The following is a 19,754-nucleotide window of genomic DNA, read 5'->3' on the forward strand; positions in this document are numbered from 1 at the left end:
ATGCCTGGCGGGTGCGTCGACGAAAAAGCGCGACGAACGGCTTTTAGTCGTTGGTTTATTGATTTCAATCATCAGCGACAGTCCAATTATTAGGCACATTCTCCCCCTTCTTTTTTTGCTAACCCCTGCTCTCTGAAGAGCACAAGGGAGAAGGGAAATCATGCTTACGTTTATCGAACTTCTCATTGGCGTTGTCGTCATTGGCGGCGTTGCCCGCTACATCATTAAAGGCTACTCAGCCACCGGCGTGTTATTTGTCGGAGGGCTGACGCTGCTGATTATCAGCGCGCTGATGGGACATAAAGTTTTGCCTGCCAGTGAAACCAGTACCGGTTACAGCGCCACAGACATAGTGGAATATATCAAGATCCTGTTGATGAGCCGGGGCGGCAACCTTGGCATGATGATAATGATGCTGTGTGGTTTTGCCGCCTATATGACCCATATTGGCGCAAACGATATGGTGGTAAAGCTGGCATCAAAACCGCTGCAGTACATTAATTCGCCGTATATTTTGATGATTGCGGCCTATTTTGTTGCCTGCCTGATGTCGCTGGCAGTCTCCTCAGCAACCGGCCTTGGTGTATTGCTGATGGCAACCCTGTTCCCGGTGATGGTTAATGTCGGCATCAGCCGCGGCGCAGCAGCAGCCATTTGCGCCTCTCCTGCCGCCATTATCCTCTCTCCAACCTCCGGTGACGTGGTGCTGGCTGCTAAAGCGGCGGAAATGCCGCTGATCGACTTCGCATTTAAAACCACGCTGCCTATCTCACTCGTCGCCATTCTGGGTATGGCAGTTGCGCACTATTTCTGGCAGAAGTATCTCGACAAAAAAGAGAACATCAGCCATGAGATGTTGGACATCAACGAGATAACCACCAGTGCGCCGTCGTTCTACGCCATCCTGCCTTTTGCGCCTATTATCGGGGTGCTGATTTTTGACGGCAAATGGGGACCACAACTGCACATCATCACCATTCTGGTGATCTGCATGCTGCTGGCGGCGGTGCTGGAATTTGTTCGCGGATTTAACACGCAGAAGGTATTTGCGGGTCTTGAAGTGGCTTATCGCGGAATGGCGGATGCTTTTGCCAGCGTGGTGATGCTGCTGGTCGCGGCGGGCGTATTTGCTCAGGGCCTCAGCACTATCGGCTTTATTCAGAGCCTGATTTCCATTGCCACCTCGTTCGGTTCAGCCAGTATCATCCTGATGCTGGTGCTGGTTATTCTGACTATGCTGGCGGCAATGACCACCGGCTCCGGTAATGCACCATTTTACGCCTTTGTCGAGATGATCCCAAAACTGGCACACTCTTCCGCCATTAATCCGGCCTATCTCTCCATTCCCATGCTGCAGGCTTCCAACCTGGGCCGCACTATTTCTCCGGTTTCGGGGGTGGTGGTTGCCGTCGCCGGGATGGCAAAAATCTCGCCGTTTGAGGTGGTCAAACGAACCTCGGTACCGGTGCTGGTCGGTCTGATCATCGTGATTATTGCGACAGAAGTTTTGGTGCCTGCAACCGTTGTGGGCTAAACATTAGCTTCGACAAGCTGCAATGCTGGCTGGCGGGTGGACACAACCTGCCAGCACTTATCTGTTTACCGGCCGTCTGTCAGGTCATTGCTGCCTGGCTACTTTCACTGGCAGGCAGTGGCAGATAAGCACGGATACGTAATCCGCCGCGCTCGCTGTCACCAATCTCCAGCGAGCCCTGATGGGCATCAATGATACGCTGCACAATGGCCAGGCCCAGACCGGTTCCGCTGGTACTGCGGGCGCTGTCACCCCGAACAAATGGCTGGAACAGATGCTTCAACTGATCGGGTTTAATCCCCGGACCGTCATCTTCCACCTGGAACCAGGCACGCTGCAGCTCTCTGCCACTGCTGACTTTGATCCAGCCGTTGCCATAGCGGGCAGCGTTCACCACCATATTGGCCGCAGCACGTTTGATCGACAGCGGGTCGATATCCAGCATCAGCTCCGCAGGCATCACCGCGTTTTCAATTTCCCTCTCGTATCCACTTTCCGCAGCCACCACTTCACCCAGCACGCCGTTAAGATCCGTTTTTTCGGTCTGCATCTCCTGGCCGGTGCGCAGATAGTCGAGGAACTGCTCGATGATGGCATTACACTCTTCAATGTCCTTATTGATCGACTCAGCCAGATAGCCGTCTTCCTGCGCCATCATTTCAGTCGCCAGACGAATGCGCGTCAGCGGCGTGCGCAAATCATGGCTGACACCGGCCATTAGCAGCGTGCGGTCGTCTGCCAGCTGTTTAACCCCCGCCGACATCTGATTGAATGCACGGGTGACTGAACGGACCTCAGAAGCACCGTACTCCCGCAGTGGCGGCGGGATAATGCCTTTACCGACCTGCAGAGCCGCGTGTTCCAGCTCTACAAGGGGTCGGTTCTGGATACGGATAAACAGCCAGGCTCCGCCGATTGCCAGCAGCATAATCGCCAGCGTGTAGCGGAACAGCGGCGAGAAGTCGCCCTGGTGAATTTCGGTCAGCGGCACCCGCACCCAGATATCCGGCGAGAGCCAGGTCTTCAGCCAGACCACCGGGGAGTTTTTGTTAACCTCCACGCGGACATCGGTGGGGCCGCCCAACTGCTGCGCCATCTGCTGACTGAGAAATTCGTAGTGCTGCGCCCAGCGTAATCCGCTCTCTTCCGCCGCCGCATTGGTATACAGCGAAATGCCCAGCTCGCGATAAATCTCGCGGCGAAATGCCGGAGGCACTTCGAGCTGTGTGCCATCTTCCAGCTGCAGCCGGTCGGTCATCAGCATACGCACTTCGTACGCCAGCACTTTGTTGAACTGCTGCAGGCTGGGCAGAATGGCGAAATTCAGCACCACCAGGTAGGTCGTGACCAGGCTGACGAACAGCAGGGTCACGATCAACAACAATGTGCGGGCAAACGAACTGCGGGGAGAGAAGCGGATCCGCCTCATGCCTTGCTGCCGTCCGGTACGAAGACGTAGCCCAGGCCCCAGACAGTCTGGATATAACGCGGGTGAGCCGGATCTTCTTCCACCATGCGGCGCAGGCGGGAGATCTGTACGTCGATAGAACGCTCCATCGCACTGTATTCACGGCCACGGGCCAGATTCATCAGCTTGTCGCGGGACAGCGGCTCACGGGGGTGGCTCACCAGCGCTTTCAGCACGGCGAACTCACCGCTGGTCAGTGGCATTGGCTCGTCTTCACGAAACATCTCGCGCGTGCCGAGGTTCAGCTTGAACTTACCGAAGGCGATCACCGCTTCTTCCTGAGAAGGTGCCCCCGGCAGCTCATTGGCCTGACGGCGCAGCACAGCGCGGATACGGGCCAGCAGCTCACGCGGGTTGAATGGTTTTGGAATGTAGTCATCCGCGCCTATTTCCAGCCCGACGATGCGGTCTACTTCTTCGCCTTTCGCCGTCACCATAATGATCGGCATCGGGTTGCTCTGGCTGCGCAGGCGGCGGCAGATAGAAAGACCATCTTCGCCAGGTAGCATCAAATCCAGCACCATCAGGTGGAAAGATTCACGGGTCAGCAGGCGATCCATCTGCTCGGCGTTCGCCACGCTGCGCACCTGGAAGCCCTGTTCGGTCAGATAACGTTCCAGCAACGCACGCAAACGCATGTCATCATCCACGACCAGAATTTTGTAGTTTTCTTGCATTTCGATACTCCCAAAGGCGCTATTGCCTGAGTCAATATTTTTAAAAAAGATGCCTGAATGTAACAGTCAATAATGGTTTATATTCTAGCCGAAATTGTTACAAAGCATATTAAACAGCAGCTTATCTTTAATTAAGGCTGAAAAACCTGCGCTGACGCAAAGCTCAGAAAGTTAATTTTTTCCGCGAATAGTCATGACAAACAAGCAGTAACGACGGTCAGAAAAATTGCCGATCGGATTTGCATCACCGCACGCTTCACAACAAAATAGCGGCAGCATTCCAGAGAAAGAAATGGGCAGATGATGAAAACCAAACTGATCACCCGCGAAGGGTATAACAAGCTGAAGGATGAGCTGGACTTTCTCTGGCGGGAAGAGCGGCCGGAAGTGACAAAAAAGGTGACCTGGGCGGCCAGCCTCGGTGATCGCAGTGAAAATGCCGACTATCAGTACAACAAAAAACGCCTGCGCGAAATTGACCGTCGCGTTCGCTACCTCACCAAATGTCTGGAGCAACTGCGCATTGTCGATTATTCGCCGCAGCAGGACGGCAAGGTGTTCTTTGGTGCCTGGGTCGAAGTGGAAAACGACGACGGCGAGCTTAAACGTTTTCGTATCGTTGGTTATGACGAGATTTTTGGCCGCAAAGATTATATCTCAATCGACTCGCCAATGGCCCGTGCGCTGTTGAAAAAGGAAGTTGGTGACGTGGCAACGGTCCACACGCCAGCCGGTGAAGCCACCTGGTACGTTAATGAGATCGACTACGTTAAACAATCCTAATCACGCGGATCTTGCGCCTGAGGTTGCCCGGCGACTGGCAATTCTCGCCCGCAATCCGTATAACTGTCCGCTGTTTATAGCTACCAAGTAACCGATGATGAAAGATTCGCTGAGCCGCATAATTGCAAGTGAGCTGCAGGCGCGAGCAGAACAGGTTGATGCTGCTGTCCGTCTGCTGGATGAAGGGAACACCGTGCCGTTTATCGCACGTTATCGTAAGGAAGTGACCGGTGGACTGGACGATACCCAGCTGCGCCAGCTGGAAACGCGCCTGGGCTACCTCAGGGAGCTTGAAGAGCGCCGCCAGTCAATTCTCAAATCAATCGACGATCAGGGCAAGCTCAGCGATGAGCTGGCTGAGGCCATCCGCAGTACCCTGAGCAAAACCGAGCTTGAAGATCTTTACCTGCCTTATAAACCGAAGCGCCGCACCCGGGGTCAGATTGCTATTGAAGCAGGCCTTGAGCCGCTGGCCGACACGCTTTGGCAGGATCCGTCCCACGAGCCGGAGCAGTTGGCTGCAACGTTTGTCATTGCAGAAAAAGGCGTTGCTGATACCAAAGCCGCCCTCGACGGCGCACGCTATATCCTGATGGAGCGCTTTGCCGAAGATGCTTCACTGCTGGCGAAAGTGCGTGAATATCTGTGGAAAAATGCCCACCTGGTATCCCGCGTGCTGGAAGGCAAAGAAGAAGAAGGGGCGAAATTCCGCGACTACTTCGACCACCATGAAGCACTCTCCAGTGTGCCTTCTCACCGTGCGCTGGCGATGTTCCGCGGCCGCAACGAAGGCGTGCTGCAGCTGGCGCTGAATGCCGACCCGCAGTTCGACGAACCGCCGCGTGAAAGCCACGGCGAACAGATTATTACCGATCATCTGGGCCTGCGCCTGAACAATGCTCCGGCAGACAGCTGGCGCAAAGCTGTGGTCAGCTGGACCTGGCGCATCAAGGTGCTGCTGCACCTGGAAACCGAGCTGATGGGCACCGTGCGTGAGCGCGCAGAAGACGAAGCAATCAATGTATTCGCCCGTAACCTGCACGACCTGCTAATGGCTGCTCCTGCGGGTATGCGTGCCACCATGGGTCTCGATCCGGGCCTGCGTACCGGCGTGAAGGTTGCCGTGGTGGATGCCACCGGCAAGCTGGTCGCTACTGATACCATTTACCCGCACACCGGCCAGGCTGCCAAAGCCGCCGCCGCTGTGGCTGCGCTCTGCACCAAACATCAGGTCGAACTGGTGGCAATTGGTAACGGCACCGCCTCACGCGAGACCGAGCGCTTCTTCCTCGATATTCAGAAGCAGTTCCCACAGGTGAACGCGCAGAAGGTGATTGTCAGTGAAGCCGGTGCTTCGGTGTATTCCGCTTCCGAGCTGGCAGCGCTGGAGTTCCCGGACCTCGACGTTTCCATCCGTGGTGCGGTTTCCATCGCACGTCGTCTGCAAGACCCGTTGTCCGAGCTGGTGAAAATCGATCCTAAATCCATCGGCGTTGGCCAGTATCAGCATGACGTCAGTCAGAGCCAGCTGGCGAAAAAGCTGGATGCAGTAGTGGAAGACTGTGTGAACGGCGTGGGGGTGGATCTGAACACCGCATCCGTACCGTTGCTGACCCGCGTGGCCGGGCTGACCAAAATGATGGCGCAGAATATTGTTAGCTGGCGTGACGAAAACGGACGCTTCCAGGACCGCCAGCAGCTGCTGAAAGTCAGCCGTCTGGGGCCAAAAGCCTTTGAGCAGTGCGCGGGCTTCCTGCGTATCAACCACGGTGACAACCCTCTGGATGCTTCAACGGTTCACCCGGAAGCCTATCCGGTGGTGCAGCGTATCCTGGCGGCCACTCAGCAGGCGCTGGATGAGCTGATGGGGAATCCCGCCGGGCTACGCAACCTGCGGGCGGTGGACTTCACCGATGAGCGTTTCGGGGTACCAACCGTCACCGATATCATCAAAGAGCTGGAAAAGCCGGGCCGCGATCCGCGTCCGGAGTTCAAAACCGCCCAGTTCGCCGAAGGGGTCGAAACCCTGAACGATCTGCTACCGGGGATGGTGCTGGAAGGCTCGGTCACCAACGTCACCAACTTTGGTGCTTTTGTCGATATCGGCGTGCATCAGGATGGTCTGGTGCATATCTCTTCGCTTTCTGACAAGTTCGTCGATGATCCGCACAAAGTGGTGAAAGCAGGCGATATCGTCAAGGTGAAGGTGATGGAAGTGGATCTGCAGCGTAAGCGCGTCGCCCTGACCATGCGTCTTGATGAACAGCCGGGTGAAACCAATGCCCGTCGCGGCGGCGGTGGCAACGCTGGCGGTCGCGACAATGCGCGTCCGGCCCAGAACAAGCAGCGCCCTCGCCCGGCGGCATCACAGCCTGCTGGCAACAGCGCAATGGGCGACGCCCTGGCGGCGGCATTCGGCAAAAAGCGTTAAGCCCTGTGGAGCGGATCGCCCGATCCGCTCCTTATTTGACCAAATTAAACTTGTCCTGAGTCAATAAGACCGAGAATCATTCTCATTATAATCCCCCTGGTTAATAATAACGGTGCAAAATTGCGCCGGTAAGGGTAATTATTTATGCAATATATTCCAGGGCAAGATTATCAGATCCTTTGTTACTCCCCAGAGGTCAGCGCCGCCTTCAGGCAGAAGCTGCTCTCTCTCGGCCTGCTGCCGGGCGCCATCTTTAAGGTCAGGCGCGTGGCACCGCTGGGCGATCCCATCCAGATTGAAACCCGCCGCTTCAGCCTGATGCTGCGCAAAAAAGATCTCTCCTTCCTGCAACTTGCCACTCCTGAATAAAGCGAGCTTAAAGATGAAAGCATTCACTATCGGGCTGATTGGTAATCCCAATTCAGGCAAAACCACGCTGTTTAATCAGCTGACCGGTGCAAGGCAGCACGTCGGTAACTGGGCCGGGGTCACGGTTGAGCGCAAGGAAGGCAGTTTCAGCACAGAGCAGTACAAAGTGCGGCTGGTTGACCTGCCCGGCACCTACTCTCTGACCACCATCTCTGAGCAGACCTCGCTGGATGAGCAGATTGCCTGCCACTACATGCTGAGCGGGGAAGCTGACCTGGTGATTAACGTGGTCGATGCCAGCAATCTGGAGCGTAACCTCTACCTGACCCTGCAGTTGCAGGAGTTGGGCATTCCCTGCATCGTCGCGCTGAACATGCTGGATATCGCCCGCAGCCAGCATATTCATATCGATGTGGCCGCGCTGGCTGAAAAACTTGGCTGCCCGGTAATCCCGCTGGTGTCTAACCGGGGTAAAGGTTTGACCGAGCTGAAACAAGCTATCGACAACCCTCCCCACACCGCCAGCCAGTTCGTTGTGGACTATCCGCAGGAAGTGGAAGCCAACGTCGCCGCTCTGACGGCCGCCATGCCTGAACAGCTTGCTGCGGATCGTCGTCGCTGGCTGGCGCTGCAAACGCTGGAAGGGGATATTTACTGCCGTTCGCAGTGCGGTGAAGCAGCAGACCTGCTGTCCGGACTGCCAGACCTGGAGGCCTGCCCTCTGGAGATTGCCCAGGCGCGTTACCGGGCAATTGAAACCCTGTGCCAGAGCGCAACCGCCATGCAGGAAGCCACGCCACACCGCCTTTCTGCCCGGCTGGATGCGCTGGCGCTGAATCGCTGGCTGGGTATCCCGATTTTTCTGGCCGTGATGTATTTGATGTTTTTCCTCGCGATTAACCTTGGGGGTGCGTTGCAGCCGCTGTTCGAGAAAAGCTCGGCAGCCATCTTTATTGATGGTATGCAGTGGCTGGGCGCGACTTTGCATTTCCCGACGATCCTCACGCTGTTCCTTGCCCAGGGGATTGGCGGCGGTATCAACACCGTGATGCCGCTGGTGCCGCAAATTGGCCTGATGTACCTGTTCCTGTCGGTAATGGAAGATTCCGGCTATATGGCGAGGGCGGCCTTCGTGGTCGACCGGCTGATGCAGGCGCTGGGCCTGCCGGGGAAATCTTTTGTGCCGCTGATCGTCGGGTTTGGCTGTAATGTCCCGTCGGTGATGGGGGCAAGAACGCTGGATGCGCCACGTGAAAGGCTGATCACCGTGTTGATGGCCCCATTTATGTCCTGTGGTGCCCGTCTGGCGATTTTCGCGGTGTTTGCCTCGGCCTTCTTCGGCAAGAGCGGTGCGCTGGTCGTTTTCAGCCTGTATCTGCTCGGCATCACTGCAGCAATCCTCACCGGCCTGATCCTGCGGCACATGCTGATGCGCGGCGAGGCGGCACCGTTTGTGATGGAGCTGCCGACCTGGCACGTGCCGCACGTTAAGAGCCTGCTGCTGCAAACCTGGCAGCGACTGAAAAGCTTTGTGATCCGCGCCGGTAAGGTGATTGTGGCGGTCAGCGTGCTGATTGGCGCACTGAACAGCTTCTCCTTCAGCGGCCAGCCGGTATCCAGCATCAACGATTCGGCGCTGGCGACGGTCAGCCGTTCAATCACCCCATTGCTGAACCCAATGGGTGTGGATAGCAGTAACTGGCAGGCAACGGTCGGGCTGGTCACCGGAGCAATGGCAAAAGAGGTGGTGGTCGGCACGCTCAACACGCTGTACACCGCTGAAGCACTGCATCAGGAAGAGTTTGATGCCAGCAGCTTCAACCTGCTCGCCGAACTGGGTGATGCCGTGCAGGAAACCTGGGACGGCGTGAAAAGCACCTTCAGCCTCAGCGTGCTGTTCCATCCAATCGAAGCCAGCAAAGGCGACGGCGATATGGGCAGCGGCTCCATGGGCGTGATGCACAGTAAGTTCGCCAGCGATGCAGCGGCTTACAGCTACCTGATCTTCGTGCTGTTGTATGTACCCTGCGTGTCGGTAATGGGAGCCATCGCCCGCGAAAGCAGCCGCCGCTGGATGCTGTTCTCGATCCTCTGGGGCACCAATCTGGCTTACTCACTGGCGACGGTGTTTTACCAGTTGGCTACGTTCACGGAGCATCCTCAGTCCAGCGCCATCACGCTGATGGCGGTCGTCGCCTTTAACGGCCTGCTGTGGCTGGTGTTGAAAAACATCACCTTACCGCCAGAAAGGCTGATTATGATGACCTCCATGCCGAAAGGTTGTTCGGGCTGCGCCAAAAGCGGTGGCTGCCACTGAGTTTGCGATTTTGTTTCAAGGGTCTACAGTGAAAATTATCGTGGCGGCAACTGAATGCGGTGGCTCACTGTTTAAAAATGGAAATTATCAATAACTTACTCGATAAGATCTATGACAGCACCTTTCCCACAGAGTGCCGGGACAGGCTGACAGAAGCAATTTTGCAGACCCGTCTTGCGCTGGATCATCAGCGCAAGACCCACTGGGATGAAAAGGACGTAGTGCTGATCTCCTATGCCGATCAGTTCCGTGAAAGTGAAACCCCGACGCTGCAAACCTTCTCCCGTTTTTACCAGCAATACCTTCAGTCCACCTTCAGCCTTGTGCACCTGCTCCCCTTCTTTCCCTGGTCTTCTGACGACGGCTTTTCGGTCATTGATTACCATCGGGTTAACGCCATCTGCGGCGAATGGTCGGATGTGGCGGAGCTGCACCAGCACGCGCGGCTGATGTTCGATTTTGTCTGCAACCATATGTCCGCACACAGCGCCTGGTTTAAACACTTTCTCGCCCAGGACCCAGGCTGGGACGACTTTTTTATCAGCATCGTGCCCTCTACCGATCTCAGCGCAGTGACCCGGCCGCGCACCTCACCGCTGTTGACGCCGTTTGAGAGGGCGGATGGCGAAACGAAGTTTATCTGGACCACCTTCAGCGCCGATCAAATCGACCTGAACTTTGCCAGCCCGACCGTGCTGCTGCGGATGGTGGACGTGCTGCTGGATTACCTGGCGAAAGGGGCCGATTACGTGCGGCTGGATGCGGTGGGCTATATGTGGAAAACGCCCGGCACCTCCTGTATTCATCTGGAGAAAACACACCTGCTGGTGAAGCTGTTCCGTGCCATTGCTGACGAGGTGGCTCCGGGTACGGTGATCATCACCGAAACCAACGTGCCGCATAAGGACAACATCAGCTATCTGGGCAACGGCCGGGATGAAGCGCAGATGGTTTATCAATTCTCACTACCGCCGCTGGTGCTGCATGCCATTCACTATGGCTCTTCCCGCGCGCTGAAAAACTGGGCGGCCTCACTGGCTCCGGGCGAGGGAACCACCACCTGGTTTAACTTTCTCGCCTCGCACGATGGCATTGGCCTGAATCCATTGCGCGGTATATTGCCGGAGACCGAAATCGTCTCGCTGGTCAGGGATCTGGCCATCGAAGGCGCGCTGGTCTCCTATAAAAACAACCCAGACGGCACCACCAGCCCTTACGAAATCAACGTTACCTATATGGATGCTCTGAACAGAAAGGACGACGATGACCAGGTGCGTCTGCAACGCTTTATGCTGGCTCATGCCCTGCTGTTGGCTTTTCCCGGTGTACCCGCCATCTACGTACAAAGTATCCTGGGTTCCCGTAACGATTCAGAAGGAGTGAAAGTGGCCGGGAATAATCGCGCCATTAACCGTGAGAAATATGCACTGAGCGAGATTGAAGCCGCGCTGAGCGACGAGCAGACGCTGCGTCACAAGGTTTTCCACCAGTTGAGTGGGTTGATTCAGCTACGCACACGCCAGCCCGCCTTCCATCCGGACAGCCCGATGGAGGTGCTGGAAAGCGATAATGCGCTGCTGGTAATGCGCCGTCAGTCAGAGAAGGAGCATGAAGAGCTACTGTGCGTTTATAACCTCAGCAGCAGGGAAATAGCCTGGACGCTGCCAGAAGCACAAAGCTGTCGCGATATTATTCGTAATGAAGTTATCGCAGAGGGCCTGTCGCTGACGCTGCCGCCATGGGGTTACCTGTGGCTGAAAAGCTGAGGCAGTAACAGCAGGCAGAGCAAGCTCCGCCTGCTAATACAGATTATTTATACACATCCGCAGTCGCGCTGAACTTGCCGTGTTCACGGCCAGCAATCACCAGAAAATATTTACCCCCCTTTTCGTCTGCCAGTTTGGAAAGCTCACGTTTGGCATCCATTGGCGAAGTGGTTTCAGCAGTGGTGTTCACCGTGCCGATTTTCTCCAGATTCATGGTTTTCACTTCTTCTTTGGTCACTTCTTTGGCCGCCAGCGCACCAAAAGAAACCGAACCCACCAGAAGAGCGATTGCTACAGTTTGAAAAATTTTCATCAAAGACACTCCGCGTTAGTATTGTTTTCAGGAATAAGCAGTCGCTTGATGAGCTTGCAGGAAGGAAATAACGCCCGACTCCCTGGACAACTCAGAGGTAAAAAAGGTAAGCGACCTTGCTTACCCAAATAATTATTACCCGTTATGACCAATTCGCCAGTTTTTAACGCAAATTTAATTGATAATTTTTATTCCGAAATCAATAAGTTGTTGGCAGAATGCGTCCGGATGGGAAATAAACGGGGCGTGAGCGGCTTTTTCGACGATCGCTGACTCACTCTCAGTCCATAAAGCATCCAGTAATGGCGCGACTTTGCGCGGCACAAGGCCATCCAACGCGCCGTAAATCCGCAGCAGAGGCAATGTTAACGAAGTCATCTCTTCACGCAGATCGACAGTGCGTAAAATTTCAAGACCGCCGTTCAGCACCTCAACTTCTGGCACGGGCAGCGACAGCACCACGCTTTTCAGCAGCCGGGCATCCTGACGTGCCGTTTCGGTGCCCAATGTCTGCAGCGCGAGGAAGCGTTCCACGGTTCGCTGGAAATCCTCACTCAGCTGACGCTGAAAACCGCTCAGCGTTTCTGGTTTGATGCCCGGCCAGCCTTCACCGGCTGTGAAGCACGGAGAAGAGGCAACGCTGATCAGCCCGCTGACCTGTTCCGGATATTGCAGCGCCATGCGGCTGGCTACCAGGCCACCCAGCGACCAGCCCAGCCACAGCGCTCTGGCGGGAGCCTGTAACTTCAGGATCGCCACCATCTCTTCCACGCTCATAGCCGGGAATCCCTGGCTGCGACCATAGCCGGGCAGATCGACAAGATGCAGGCGAAAATGCGGGCTGAGTCGATCAACGATGCTGTGCCAGACACCCGCATTCAGTCCCCAGCCGTGCAGCATCACAAGATCGCGATCTCCGCTGCCAATTGTCTGCCAGTAAAGCTGAGCCATCCTTTAATATCCTGTATTTGCCATGGAGGCCGCTATGCTATCAATGCCCACCGCCTGTTGGCTATGCCGGATGCCACTTGCGCTACCCGCTCAGGGCATTTGCAGCCTGTGCCTGCGCCAGCTCCCCATCGCTCCCCCCTGCTGTCCCCGCTGCGGCTTGCCCGCTCTTCACATCCGGCAGGAATGCGGCCGCTGTCAGCTAAAACCGCCGCCCTGGCAACGGATGATGTTTGTTACCGGCTGGCAACCGCCCCTGCGCGACTGGGTCAAACAGCTGAAATTTTCTGGCGCAACAGCACTCTCGGTGATGCTTGCACGGCTGTTTTTGTTAAGTTGGTTAGCTGCAAGACGTCAGTTCTTGCTGGATAAGCCCGATCTGCTGCTCTGCGTACCGTTGCACCGCAAACGCGCCTGGCTGCGGGGCTACAACCAGATGGACGACGTTACCCGGCATCTGTCACGCTGGATTGGTTGCTCTTACGCCGCCGCAGGCTTAAAGCGTCAGCGGCGGACGCGGATCCAGCACAGCCTGCGGGCCAGTGCACGAAAAAGAAACCTGCGGGGCGCCTTCAGGGTTGAAATTGCGGTGAAGGGGCGGCATATCGCGCTGGTAGACGATGTGATCACCACCGGCAGCACCGTGGGAGAAATCAGCCGCATTTTGCTGGCCGCAGGCGCGGCGAGCGTGCAGGTATGGAGCCTGTGCCGAACCTTGTAGAGCGTCGGCGATGGGCGTATTATAACCAACTAAATTAGTCAACTATTGAGCAATCGCCATGATCCGAATTACTGATTCTGCGCAAGAGCACTTCTCCAAACTGCTGTCAAAACAGGAAGATGGCACTCAGATTCGCGTATTCGTTATCAATCCGGGTACCCCTACCGCGGAATGCGGCGTCTCCTACTGCCCACCCGATGCGGTAGAAGCCTCCGATACCGAACTGAAATTCGAGAAGCTGTCTGCTTTTGTGGATGAGCTGAGCGCGCCTTACCTGGAAGACGCCGAAATTGATTTTGTCACCGATAACCTCGGTTCACAGCTGACGCTGAAAGCGCCTAATGCCAAAATGCGTAAGGTCAGCGATGATGCACCGCTGATTGAGCGCGTTGAGTATCAGCTGCAGGCCACCATCAACCCACAGTTGGCCAGCCACGGCGGTAAAGTGTCGCTGATGGAAATCACCGATGACGGCTTCGCCATTCTGCAATTTGGCGGTGGCTGTAACGGTTGTTCGATGGTCGATGTCACCCTGAAGGAAGGCATTGAGAAAGAGCTGCTGGTCGCCTTCCCTGAACTGAAAGGCGTGCGTGACCTGACGGAACATCAGCGCGGCGAGCACTCATTCTACTGAGTGCAAGCCCGCACAGCGCCCGGTGAGGATTTCCCTGACCGGGCGTTTTTCCCGCTTATTTCTTCTGTTTTTCCCCTGCTTTACGCCGATGGTTTAAATCCTTGATCAACCGGTTAATCCTCTGATCCACAAACATCTCTTCCAGCGTCAGGCTTAGCTTTCTCCGCCAGTTAGGATACTGATCCGTGGTGCCCGGCACGTTGACCGGTTTTTCCATATCCATCCAGTCTTCCGGCTGTAATCCCAGCAGTGCGCTGTTGCTGTCAGCGATAAACCGCTGCATACCCCGATTCAGATCCGGGGTCATTTTCATCAGGCTGGCCTTTTTGCCGATGCTTTTCGGCAGGCAGCTATACTGATGCAGCGCTTTCAACAGCGCCTGCTTTTGTCTTGCCCGGTCCTGATACAGCGAGTGCAGCACGGCCTTATCCGGATAGATGCCAAGCCGTTCACCCAGCGCCAGATCGCCAGCGCTCCAGAATCCCCGCAGGGTGGGCAAATCGTGTGTAGTGGCGCTGGCCATTGACTGGCGCGGCCATGCAGCGGGCGGACGGTAACGGTCAGCGTTTTCCTGCTCAAAATAGAGCACCTTCCATGAATAGATGCCGCTTTCCCGCAGCTTTGAGACGATCTCCACCGGCACGGTGCCAAGATCTTCACCGATCACCATGCACTGAGCTCGCTGGCTCTCCAGCGCGAGGATCGCCAGCAAATCATCCACCGGATAGTAGATGTAAGCGCCATAATTGGCGGTTTCACCATAAGGTATCCACCACAGGCGCAGCATCGACATCACGTGGTCGATACGCAATGCGCCACAGCTGGCCATGTTGGCCCGCAGCAGGTCAATAAACGGCTGGTAAGCCCGCGCGGTCATCACATGCGGATCCATCGGCGGAAGTCCCCAGTTCTGCCCCAGCGGCCCGAGGATATCCGGCGGCGCACCGACGGAAGCCCGCAGACAGTACAACTCGCGGTCACACCAGGTTTCCGCCCCGCCTTCCGCCACGCCTACTGCAAGATCACGATATAAGCCTACCGGCATCTCCCGCTGCTGGCTGAGCTGCCAGCACTCATCAAACTGCCGGTTTGCCAGCCACTGCAACCATAGCCAGAAGCGCACTTCCTCCTGATGCTGACGGCAGAACTGCTGCACCTCTTCACTGTGAACATCCTGTAATGCCTGCGGCCACACCGGCCAGCCCCAGCGTGCCGGATCTTCCTTCAGCATTGCCCCGTGCAGGGCATCAAAAGCCGCCTGCCAGTAAAGGCTACCACCGCCTCCGACGATAAAAGCCTCAAAATACTGGCGGGTGGGATCGTCACTTTTACGCTGACTGAAGTGTTGCCAGGCGTGGCGCAGCCCGGACATTTTCAGCTCGCCGACCAGCGCGTAATTCACCCATTCGCTATCACGTGCCTGCTGCAACCGCTTCTGCGTATTTTTCTGCTGCCACCAGCGCTGCGCTGCCTTGCTGTGTCCGAAGTCCGGCACGGCTGCCACATCGATATACATCACGTTTAGCCAGCGCCGGGAGGAAGGGCTGTACGGGCTGGCATTCTCCGGGCTGGCGGGATAAAGAGAGTGGATCGGATTGAGGCCGATAAAAGCCCCGCCCCGGTCGGCCACTTCCGCCAGCATACGTTTCAAATCGCCAAAGTCGCCCATCCCCCAGTTACTCTGCGAGCGGACGGTATAAAGCTGCACGCAGCTACCCCACAGTTTTTTTCCCTGCCGCAACGGCTCCGGCTCGTAACAGCGTTTTGGCGCGATGATAATCCGGCAATTCCACTGCTTTTTCGCCTGGCTGAGCTGCAGCTGATGGTAGCCCAGCGGCAGGTTTGACGGCAGGGAGATCCCGCTGCCTGCGCTCACCTTACCGCTGTATTCACGGCCGTTCTCAGTCACCAGTTGCCACTGATAATCGCCCTTGCCCGCCACTTCCAGCTTTAGCGAACGTTTGCGCAGGTAAACCTTACAGGGTGGGATCGGTCCGGGTTTTGCCTTACGGGCATCCGACATCGCGGCGAGCAGGCGCTGGCGAACGTCGACGCTGACCTCTTCCGGTTGTCCTCTGGCATTAATGTACTCAGAGGCAATTCCCGCCGTTGCGGCTTCCCGTTCAAACTTCTTTCTGTCCATCGCCTCTCCCTAGCGTTTTGCCTGCCAGATGCGTTGCTGATAATCACGGATTGAGCGATCGGAACTGAACATTCCGGTGCGGGCAGTGTTTAGGATCGCCGCACGGGTCCAGGCTTCTTCATCGCGGTACAGCACTTCCACCTGTTTCTGCGCTTCGCAGTAGCTGGCGAAGTCGGCCAGCACCAGCCCCCCATTGCCCAGCGCCGGATCGACCTCCTCTTCCAGCAGCTCGCTCAGCTCGACCTGATGCTGAGCCAGCACGGCTTTCACCTCGTTGTACCAGCCCAGGTTGAGCAGATTGTTACCGGTTAACCTGCCGATCAAAAACTCCATCGAAATGTAGTTTACGTGGCGCTGTTTCTTTGCCGCTTTGGCCACTGGCAGCGCCGCCAGTAGCTCAGCCAGTGCGCCGCTAAGCGCCTGCCACCACTGGTGATAAGTCATTTCACTGCCTGAAGATAATCCAAGATGCTGCCACTGGCGCGTCAGGGCCGCCTCAAATCGTGCCGGGTTAAATTTCTGCTGCGACATATCACTTCCTTCTTAAAATAATGGGCGCAAAGCGATGTGCAAACGGATAAACGACCATTACAGTTAAGACTGGAAAAGTAAACATTGCTCATTCTGACCATGAATAATCACCGTCTGGAGATGCCGTAGCGATTGAAAAACAACTATTAACGGCTGACATCCTCCAGATTGTCGAAATACTGCAGTCCTCTTTCGCGCAAGGTAGTGCGCATTTGATAAAGATCCAGCCCCAGTTCACCTGCCGCCAGGCGTTGACGCTTACGTTCCTCCAGGTCTGCTCGTTGTTGTGCCTGTTGCAGCACATGTAAGGCCTCGTCGCGACAGACCACCACCACGCCATCATCATCGGCAACCACAATATCGCCGGGATTCACTAATTGACCCGCACATAACACCGGAACGTTAACCGAACCCAAGGTGGCCTTTATTGTCCCCTGAGCGCACACCGCCCGCGACCAGACCGGGAACCCCATCTCACGAAGCGTTTGTGTGTCACGTACACCTATATCTCCCACCAGCGCTATTACTCCTCTGGCGGCAACCGATGTGGCCAGTAGATCGCCAAAAAAACCGTCTGAGCAGGGTGATGTAGGAGTAACCAATAAAATATCGCCTGGCTGGCATTGCTCAACAGCAACATGGAACATCCAGTTATCACCTGGCGTTACTAACACCGTTACAGCACTTCCCGCCACACTCACTCCCTGTTGAATTGGACGAATGGCGCTGTTCAACAGACCGGATCGTTGCTGCGCCTCATGGATGGTGGCAACACCAAGACTTGCAAAAGCACTCACCGTAGTCTGTTCTGCCCGCACAATGTGGCGCACCACCACGCCTTTCTTATTGAGTAATCTCATGCAAGATCCTCCGTCACTCGTGGGAATATGCTGTGAAAACCTTCGGCATGGGTAATATCCCGCGCATTGGTAATCCCAATGTTCCGCTTTGCCTGCACTCCCCTTTGCAGGGCAACTCGAGTGTAATATTCCCAAAGGTGCTCCTGACCTGCCATGCACTGTATGGCCCGATATTTTTTATCCCAGACCGCAGTGATATCCAGCAGCACGTCGGGTTTCCAGTTGCACTGCTCGGGTTGATGAGGCTCAAAACAATAAACCGGCGGAGCCGCCAACACAGTTTGGCCCGGAAGATAGCCCTCAGCCTGCGCGATAATGCGCGCTTCCTGAGCTAAATGAGAAGCGCGGGGATGGTCGTAGTTATAGGGGTCCTGCAAAGAATGAGTCAAAATAAAATGCGGCAGAACACGCCGGTACACATCTGCCAACCGCAACACCGTCTCCCTGTCACTGCTGAGAGGATAATCACCAAGATCAAAGAACTCTATGCTGGCACCCAGAATCGCGGCTGCTGCTTCTGCTTCCTGATGGCGGCTTTGTTTAACTTTTTCTTCGGTCATCTCTCCCTGGCGCCATAATTTGGCCGACTCCCCACGTTCACCGAATGACAGGCAAACAATATGGACCTGATAACCCCTTGTAACATGATGAGCGATTGCCCCACCTGCCCGCCAGACAAAATCAGCTGAGTGCGCGCTAATCACCAGCGCACTCTTTGATACGTTTTTTTGGTTCATCATCGTCTCCCTTACGTTTTATTACAGCCTGGCAGTATCGAATTAAAAAAGGATATGAGTTAATTTGCACTGGCGACGATTTTTATTTATGTTAACAAAAAAATTATCAGGCGAAAAAAACATGCCAATGGAAGATGAGACAATTAATCTTTTACAACTGCGAGCCTTTTACCTCGTCGCTAAAGGAGGAACAGTGTCTGGTGCTGCCGGGCTACTCTTCCGTACGCAATCGGCGGTGACGCGAGCCGTAAGAGAATTTGAGAAAGATCTGAAGGTTATTTTATTTGAACGGCATCCAACGGGAATGGTATTGACGTCTGAAGGTAAACATATTCTGCCCCGCGTGGAGTATATTATTGAGGAGCTTCAACTTATTCCTGTTTTGCTGACAAGATTTAAGTCTCTCTCCCCTGCGGCTTCCCGAACTGAGTTATCCTGGCTGTTCAATACCCGCCGACTGCAGTTATTCGTCTCACTGCACCAACAACACTATGTGCAGCAGGTAGCGAAACAATTTTCATTGAGTCAGCCAGCCGTCAGCTCAGCCCTCCGTCAGCTGGAGGAGGGAGCAGGCCTGACTTTATTCGAGCGCACCGCATTCGGACTCAAGCCTACGGCGGCGGGAAACGCACTGGCATTGGTTATACAGAGAGTCATCAATTCTCTTCATCATTTGCGTGCTGACATTGCCGGACACCTTGGGGCGGTGACAGGTACAGTCAGAATTGGCGCCTTGCCACTGAGTCGTTCAATATTGTTACCTCAGGCGATTATTACCGCCAGCCAGCACTATCCCGATTTGTACGTGGCCACCAGTGAAAGTGATTTCAGTACGTTGCATACCGCGCTTTGCGGTGGCCATCTCGACTTTATCATTGGCGCAATAAGGGATGAAGAAACGTATAATGATTTAAACAGTACGGTGCTTTTTACCCAGGAGCTGATCATGCTGGTACGCCGCGATCACCCTCTGCTGACGTCAGACTTCTCCCGGCAGCAACTCGCCCATCAGCAATGGATATTGCCACGCCCCGGTACGCCATCGCGTCGACTGATGAATGAGGCTTTTCAGGCGTTGGGTATACCACCACCTCAACCCCGACTGGAATCTGGAGACTCAATGCTGGTCCGTGGCGTACTGACCGCCTCCGATATGGTTGCGGTGGTCTCTTCACATCAACTGGCTGTCGAAATGGAGAGAGGAGATCTCCAGCCGTTACCCCTGACGCTACCGCATACCCGCCGGAAAATTGCTATTCTTACCCGCCGGGGAGCGCTACCTTCGCCCTCTTCTCTGGCCTTTATGGCTGTGCTGCATGAAACAGCCCGTTTTTATCAACACTCGTAATTTAAAAAAATAATTTCTCCAGCCTATAAAAAATCCTCACCGGCCTAAAAGTTTTTCTCCCTTTATTAATCACGATATTTAATTACAGAAAAAAATAAATTTAATTTAACCGGATCCCGGTCACATTTGGGTATTATTCTAATTTGACTCCTGGCTCATTCATCTTCTTAATCT

17 protein-coding genes and 1 pseudogene are annotated in these 19,754 nt (G+C 55.3%); 9 read left to right on the plus strand and 9 right to left on the minus strand.

The window, feature by feature from the left end; all coding sequences use genetic code 11:
- The first annotated feature begins 160 nt into the window (after positions 1–160).
- On the plus strand, positions 161–1,534 hold the full coding sequence (dcuC, locus tag GSQ70_RS02925) for an anaerobic C4-dicarboxylate transporter DcuC (protein ID WP_158780978.1): 1,374 nt from the start codon (positions 161–163) through the stop codon (positions 1,532–1,534).
- Positions 1,535–1,613: 79 nt separating this feature from the next.
- On the opposite strand, the gene envZ is transcribed toward dcuC, so the two are convergent.
- Positions 1,614–2,963, minus strand: coding sequence for a two-component system sensor histidine kinase EnvZ (gene envZ / locus GSQ70_RS02930; RefSeq protein ID WP_158780986.1), 1,350 nt, complete (start codon positions 2,961–2,963; stop codon positions 1,614–1,616).
- A complete protein-coding gene (gene ompR / locus GSQ70_RS02935) occupies positions 2,960–3,679 on the minus strand; it encodes a two-component system response regulator OmpR (RefSeq protein WP_001157751.1) in 720 nt (239 codons plus the stop codon). The genes envZ and ompR overlap by 4 nt, the downstream gene beginning before the upstream one ends.
- A 303-nt stretch (positions 3,680–3,982) precedes the next feature.
- Between ompR and greB the strand changes: the two genes are divergently transcribed.
- The 5 genes from greB to GSQ70_RS02960 all read left to right on the plus strand — a co-directional run bounded on the left by greB (position 3,983) and on the right by GSQ70_RS02960 (position 11,345).
- On the plus strand, positions 3,983–4,462 hold the full coding sequence (greB, locus tag GSQ70_RS02940; RefSeq protein WP_158785183.1) for a transcription elongation factor GreB: 480 nt from the start codon (positions 3,983–3,985) through the stop codon (positions 4,460–4,462).
- Between the two features lie 94 nt (positions 4,463–4,556).
- A complete protein-coding gene (locus GSQ70_RS02945) occupies positions 4,557–6,893 on the plus strand; it encodes a Tex family protein (protein WP_158780988.1) in 2,337 nt (778 codons plus the stop codon).
- 144 nt (positions 6,894–7,037) lie between these two features.
- A complete protein-coding gene (feoA, locus tag GSQ70_RS02950; RefSeq protein WP_158780990.1) occupies positions 7,038–7,262 on the plus strand; it encodes a ferrous iron transporter A in 225 nt (74 codons plus the stop codon).
- Between the two features lie 13 nt (positions 7,263–7,275).
- The gene (gene feoB / locus GSQ70_RS02955; RefSeq protein ID WP_158780992.1) at positions 7,276–9,579 is read left to right on the plus strand and encodes a Fe(2+) transporter permease subunit FeoB; all 2,304 of its coding nucleotides are present in this window, start codon (positions 7,276–7,278) and stop codon (positions 9,577–9,579) included.
- A 77-nt stretch (positions 9,580–9,656) separates the two neighbouring features.
- Positions 9,657–11,345: an alpha-amylase family glycosyl hydrolase gene (locus GSQ70_RS02960; protein ID WP_158780994.1), complete on the plus strand. Its 1,689-nt coding sequence runs from the start codon at positions 9,657–9,659 to the stop codon at positions 11,343–11,345.
- A 43-nt stretch (positions 11,346–11,388) separates the two neighbouring features.
- Here GSQ70_RS02960 and GSQ70_RS02965 read toward each other — a convergent pair whose 3' ends face one another.
- Positions 11,389–11,658: a YdgH/BhsA/McbA-like domain containing protein gene (locus GSQ70_RS02965; protein ID WP_158780996.1), complete on the minus strand. Its 270-nt coding sequence runs from the start codon at positions 11,656–11,658 to the stop codon at positions 11,389–11,391.
- A 174-nt stretch (positions 11,659–11,832) separates the two neighbouring features.
- Positions 11,833–12,609: a pimeloyl-ACP methyl ester esterase BioH gene (gene bioH, locus GSQ70_RS02970; protein WP_158780998.1), complete on the minus strand. Its 777-nt coding sequence runs from the start codon at positions 12,607–12,609 to the stop codon at positions 11,833–11,835.
- Positions 12,610–12,643: 34 nt separating this feature from the next.
- Between bioH and gntX the strand changes: the two genes are divergently transcribed.
- Entirely contained in the window at positions 12,644–13,327 is a 684-nt protein-coding gene (gene gntX / locus GSQ70_RS02975; RefSeq protein WP_158781000.1) for a DNA utilization protein GntX, read from the plus strand.
- Between the two features lie 58 nt (positions 13,328–13,385).
- Complete coding sequence (gene nfuA / locus GSQ70_RS02980) at positions 13,386–13,961, plus strand: Fe-S biogenesis protein NfuA (RefSeq protein ID WP_158781002.1); 576 nt, start codon at positions 13,386–13,388, stop codon at positions 13,959–13,961.
- A gap of 55 nt (positions 13,962–14,016) precedes the next feature.
- Here the strand turns inward: nfuA and malQ are convergent, their stop codons facing one another.
- From malQ to GSQ70_RS03000, 5 genes and pseudogenes are all read right to left on the minus strand, one after another.
- Positions 14,017–16,104 (minus strand): 4-alpha-glucanotransferase, encoded by a 2,088-nt coding sequence (gene malQ, locus GSQ70_RS02985; RefSeq protein ID WP_158781004.1) that lies wholly within the window; start codon positions 16,102–16,104, stop codon positions 14,017–14,019.
- A 9-nt stretch (positions 16,105–16,113) separates the two neighbouring features.
- Entirely contained in the window at positions 16,114–16,287 is a 174-nt protein-coding gene (locus tag GSQ70_RS26315) for a glycogen/starch/alpha-glucan phosphorylase (RefSeq protein ID WP_370521103.1), read from the minus strand.
- A pseudogene (locus GSQ70_RS02990) lies at positions 16,288–16,635 on the minus strand (maltodextrin phosphorylase); the annotation flags it as partial.
- A gap of 146 nt (positions 16,636–16,781) precedes the next feature.
- The gene (locus GSQ70_RS02995; RefSeq protein ID WP_158781009.1) at positions 16,782–17,495 is read right to left on the minus strand and encodes a 4-carboxy-4-hydroxy-2-oxoadipate aldolase/oxaloacetate decarboxylase; all 714 of its coding nucleotides are present in this window, start codon (positions 17,493–17,495) and stop codon (positions 16,782–16,784) included.
- Complete coding sequence (locus tag GSQ70_RS03000; RefSeq protein WP_158785184.1) at positions 17,492–18,232, minus strand: PIG-L deacetylase family protein; 741 nt, start codon at positions 18,230–18,232, stop codon at positions 17,492–17,494. The genes GSQ70_RS02995 and GSQ70_RS03000 overlap by 4 nt, the downstream gene beginning before the upstream one ends.
- Before the next feature lie 88 nt (positions 18,233–18,320).
- Here GSQ70_RS03000 and GSQ70_RS03005 point away from each other — a divergent pair, with 88 nt between their 5' ends.
- On the plus strand, positions 18,321–19,580 hold the full coding sequence (locus GSQ70_RS03005; RefSeq protein WP_233268236.1) for a LysR substrate-binding domain-containing protein: 1,260 nt from the start codon (positions 18,321–18,323) through the stop codon (positions 19,578–19,580).
- The last annotated feature ends 174 nt before the right edge of the window (positions 19,581–19,754 follow it).

Source organism: Pantoea sp. BAV 3049 (genome assembly GCF_009765445.1).
GTDB lineage: Bacteria > Pseudomonadota > Gammaproteobacteria > Enterobacterales > Enterobacteriaceae > Erwinia.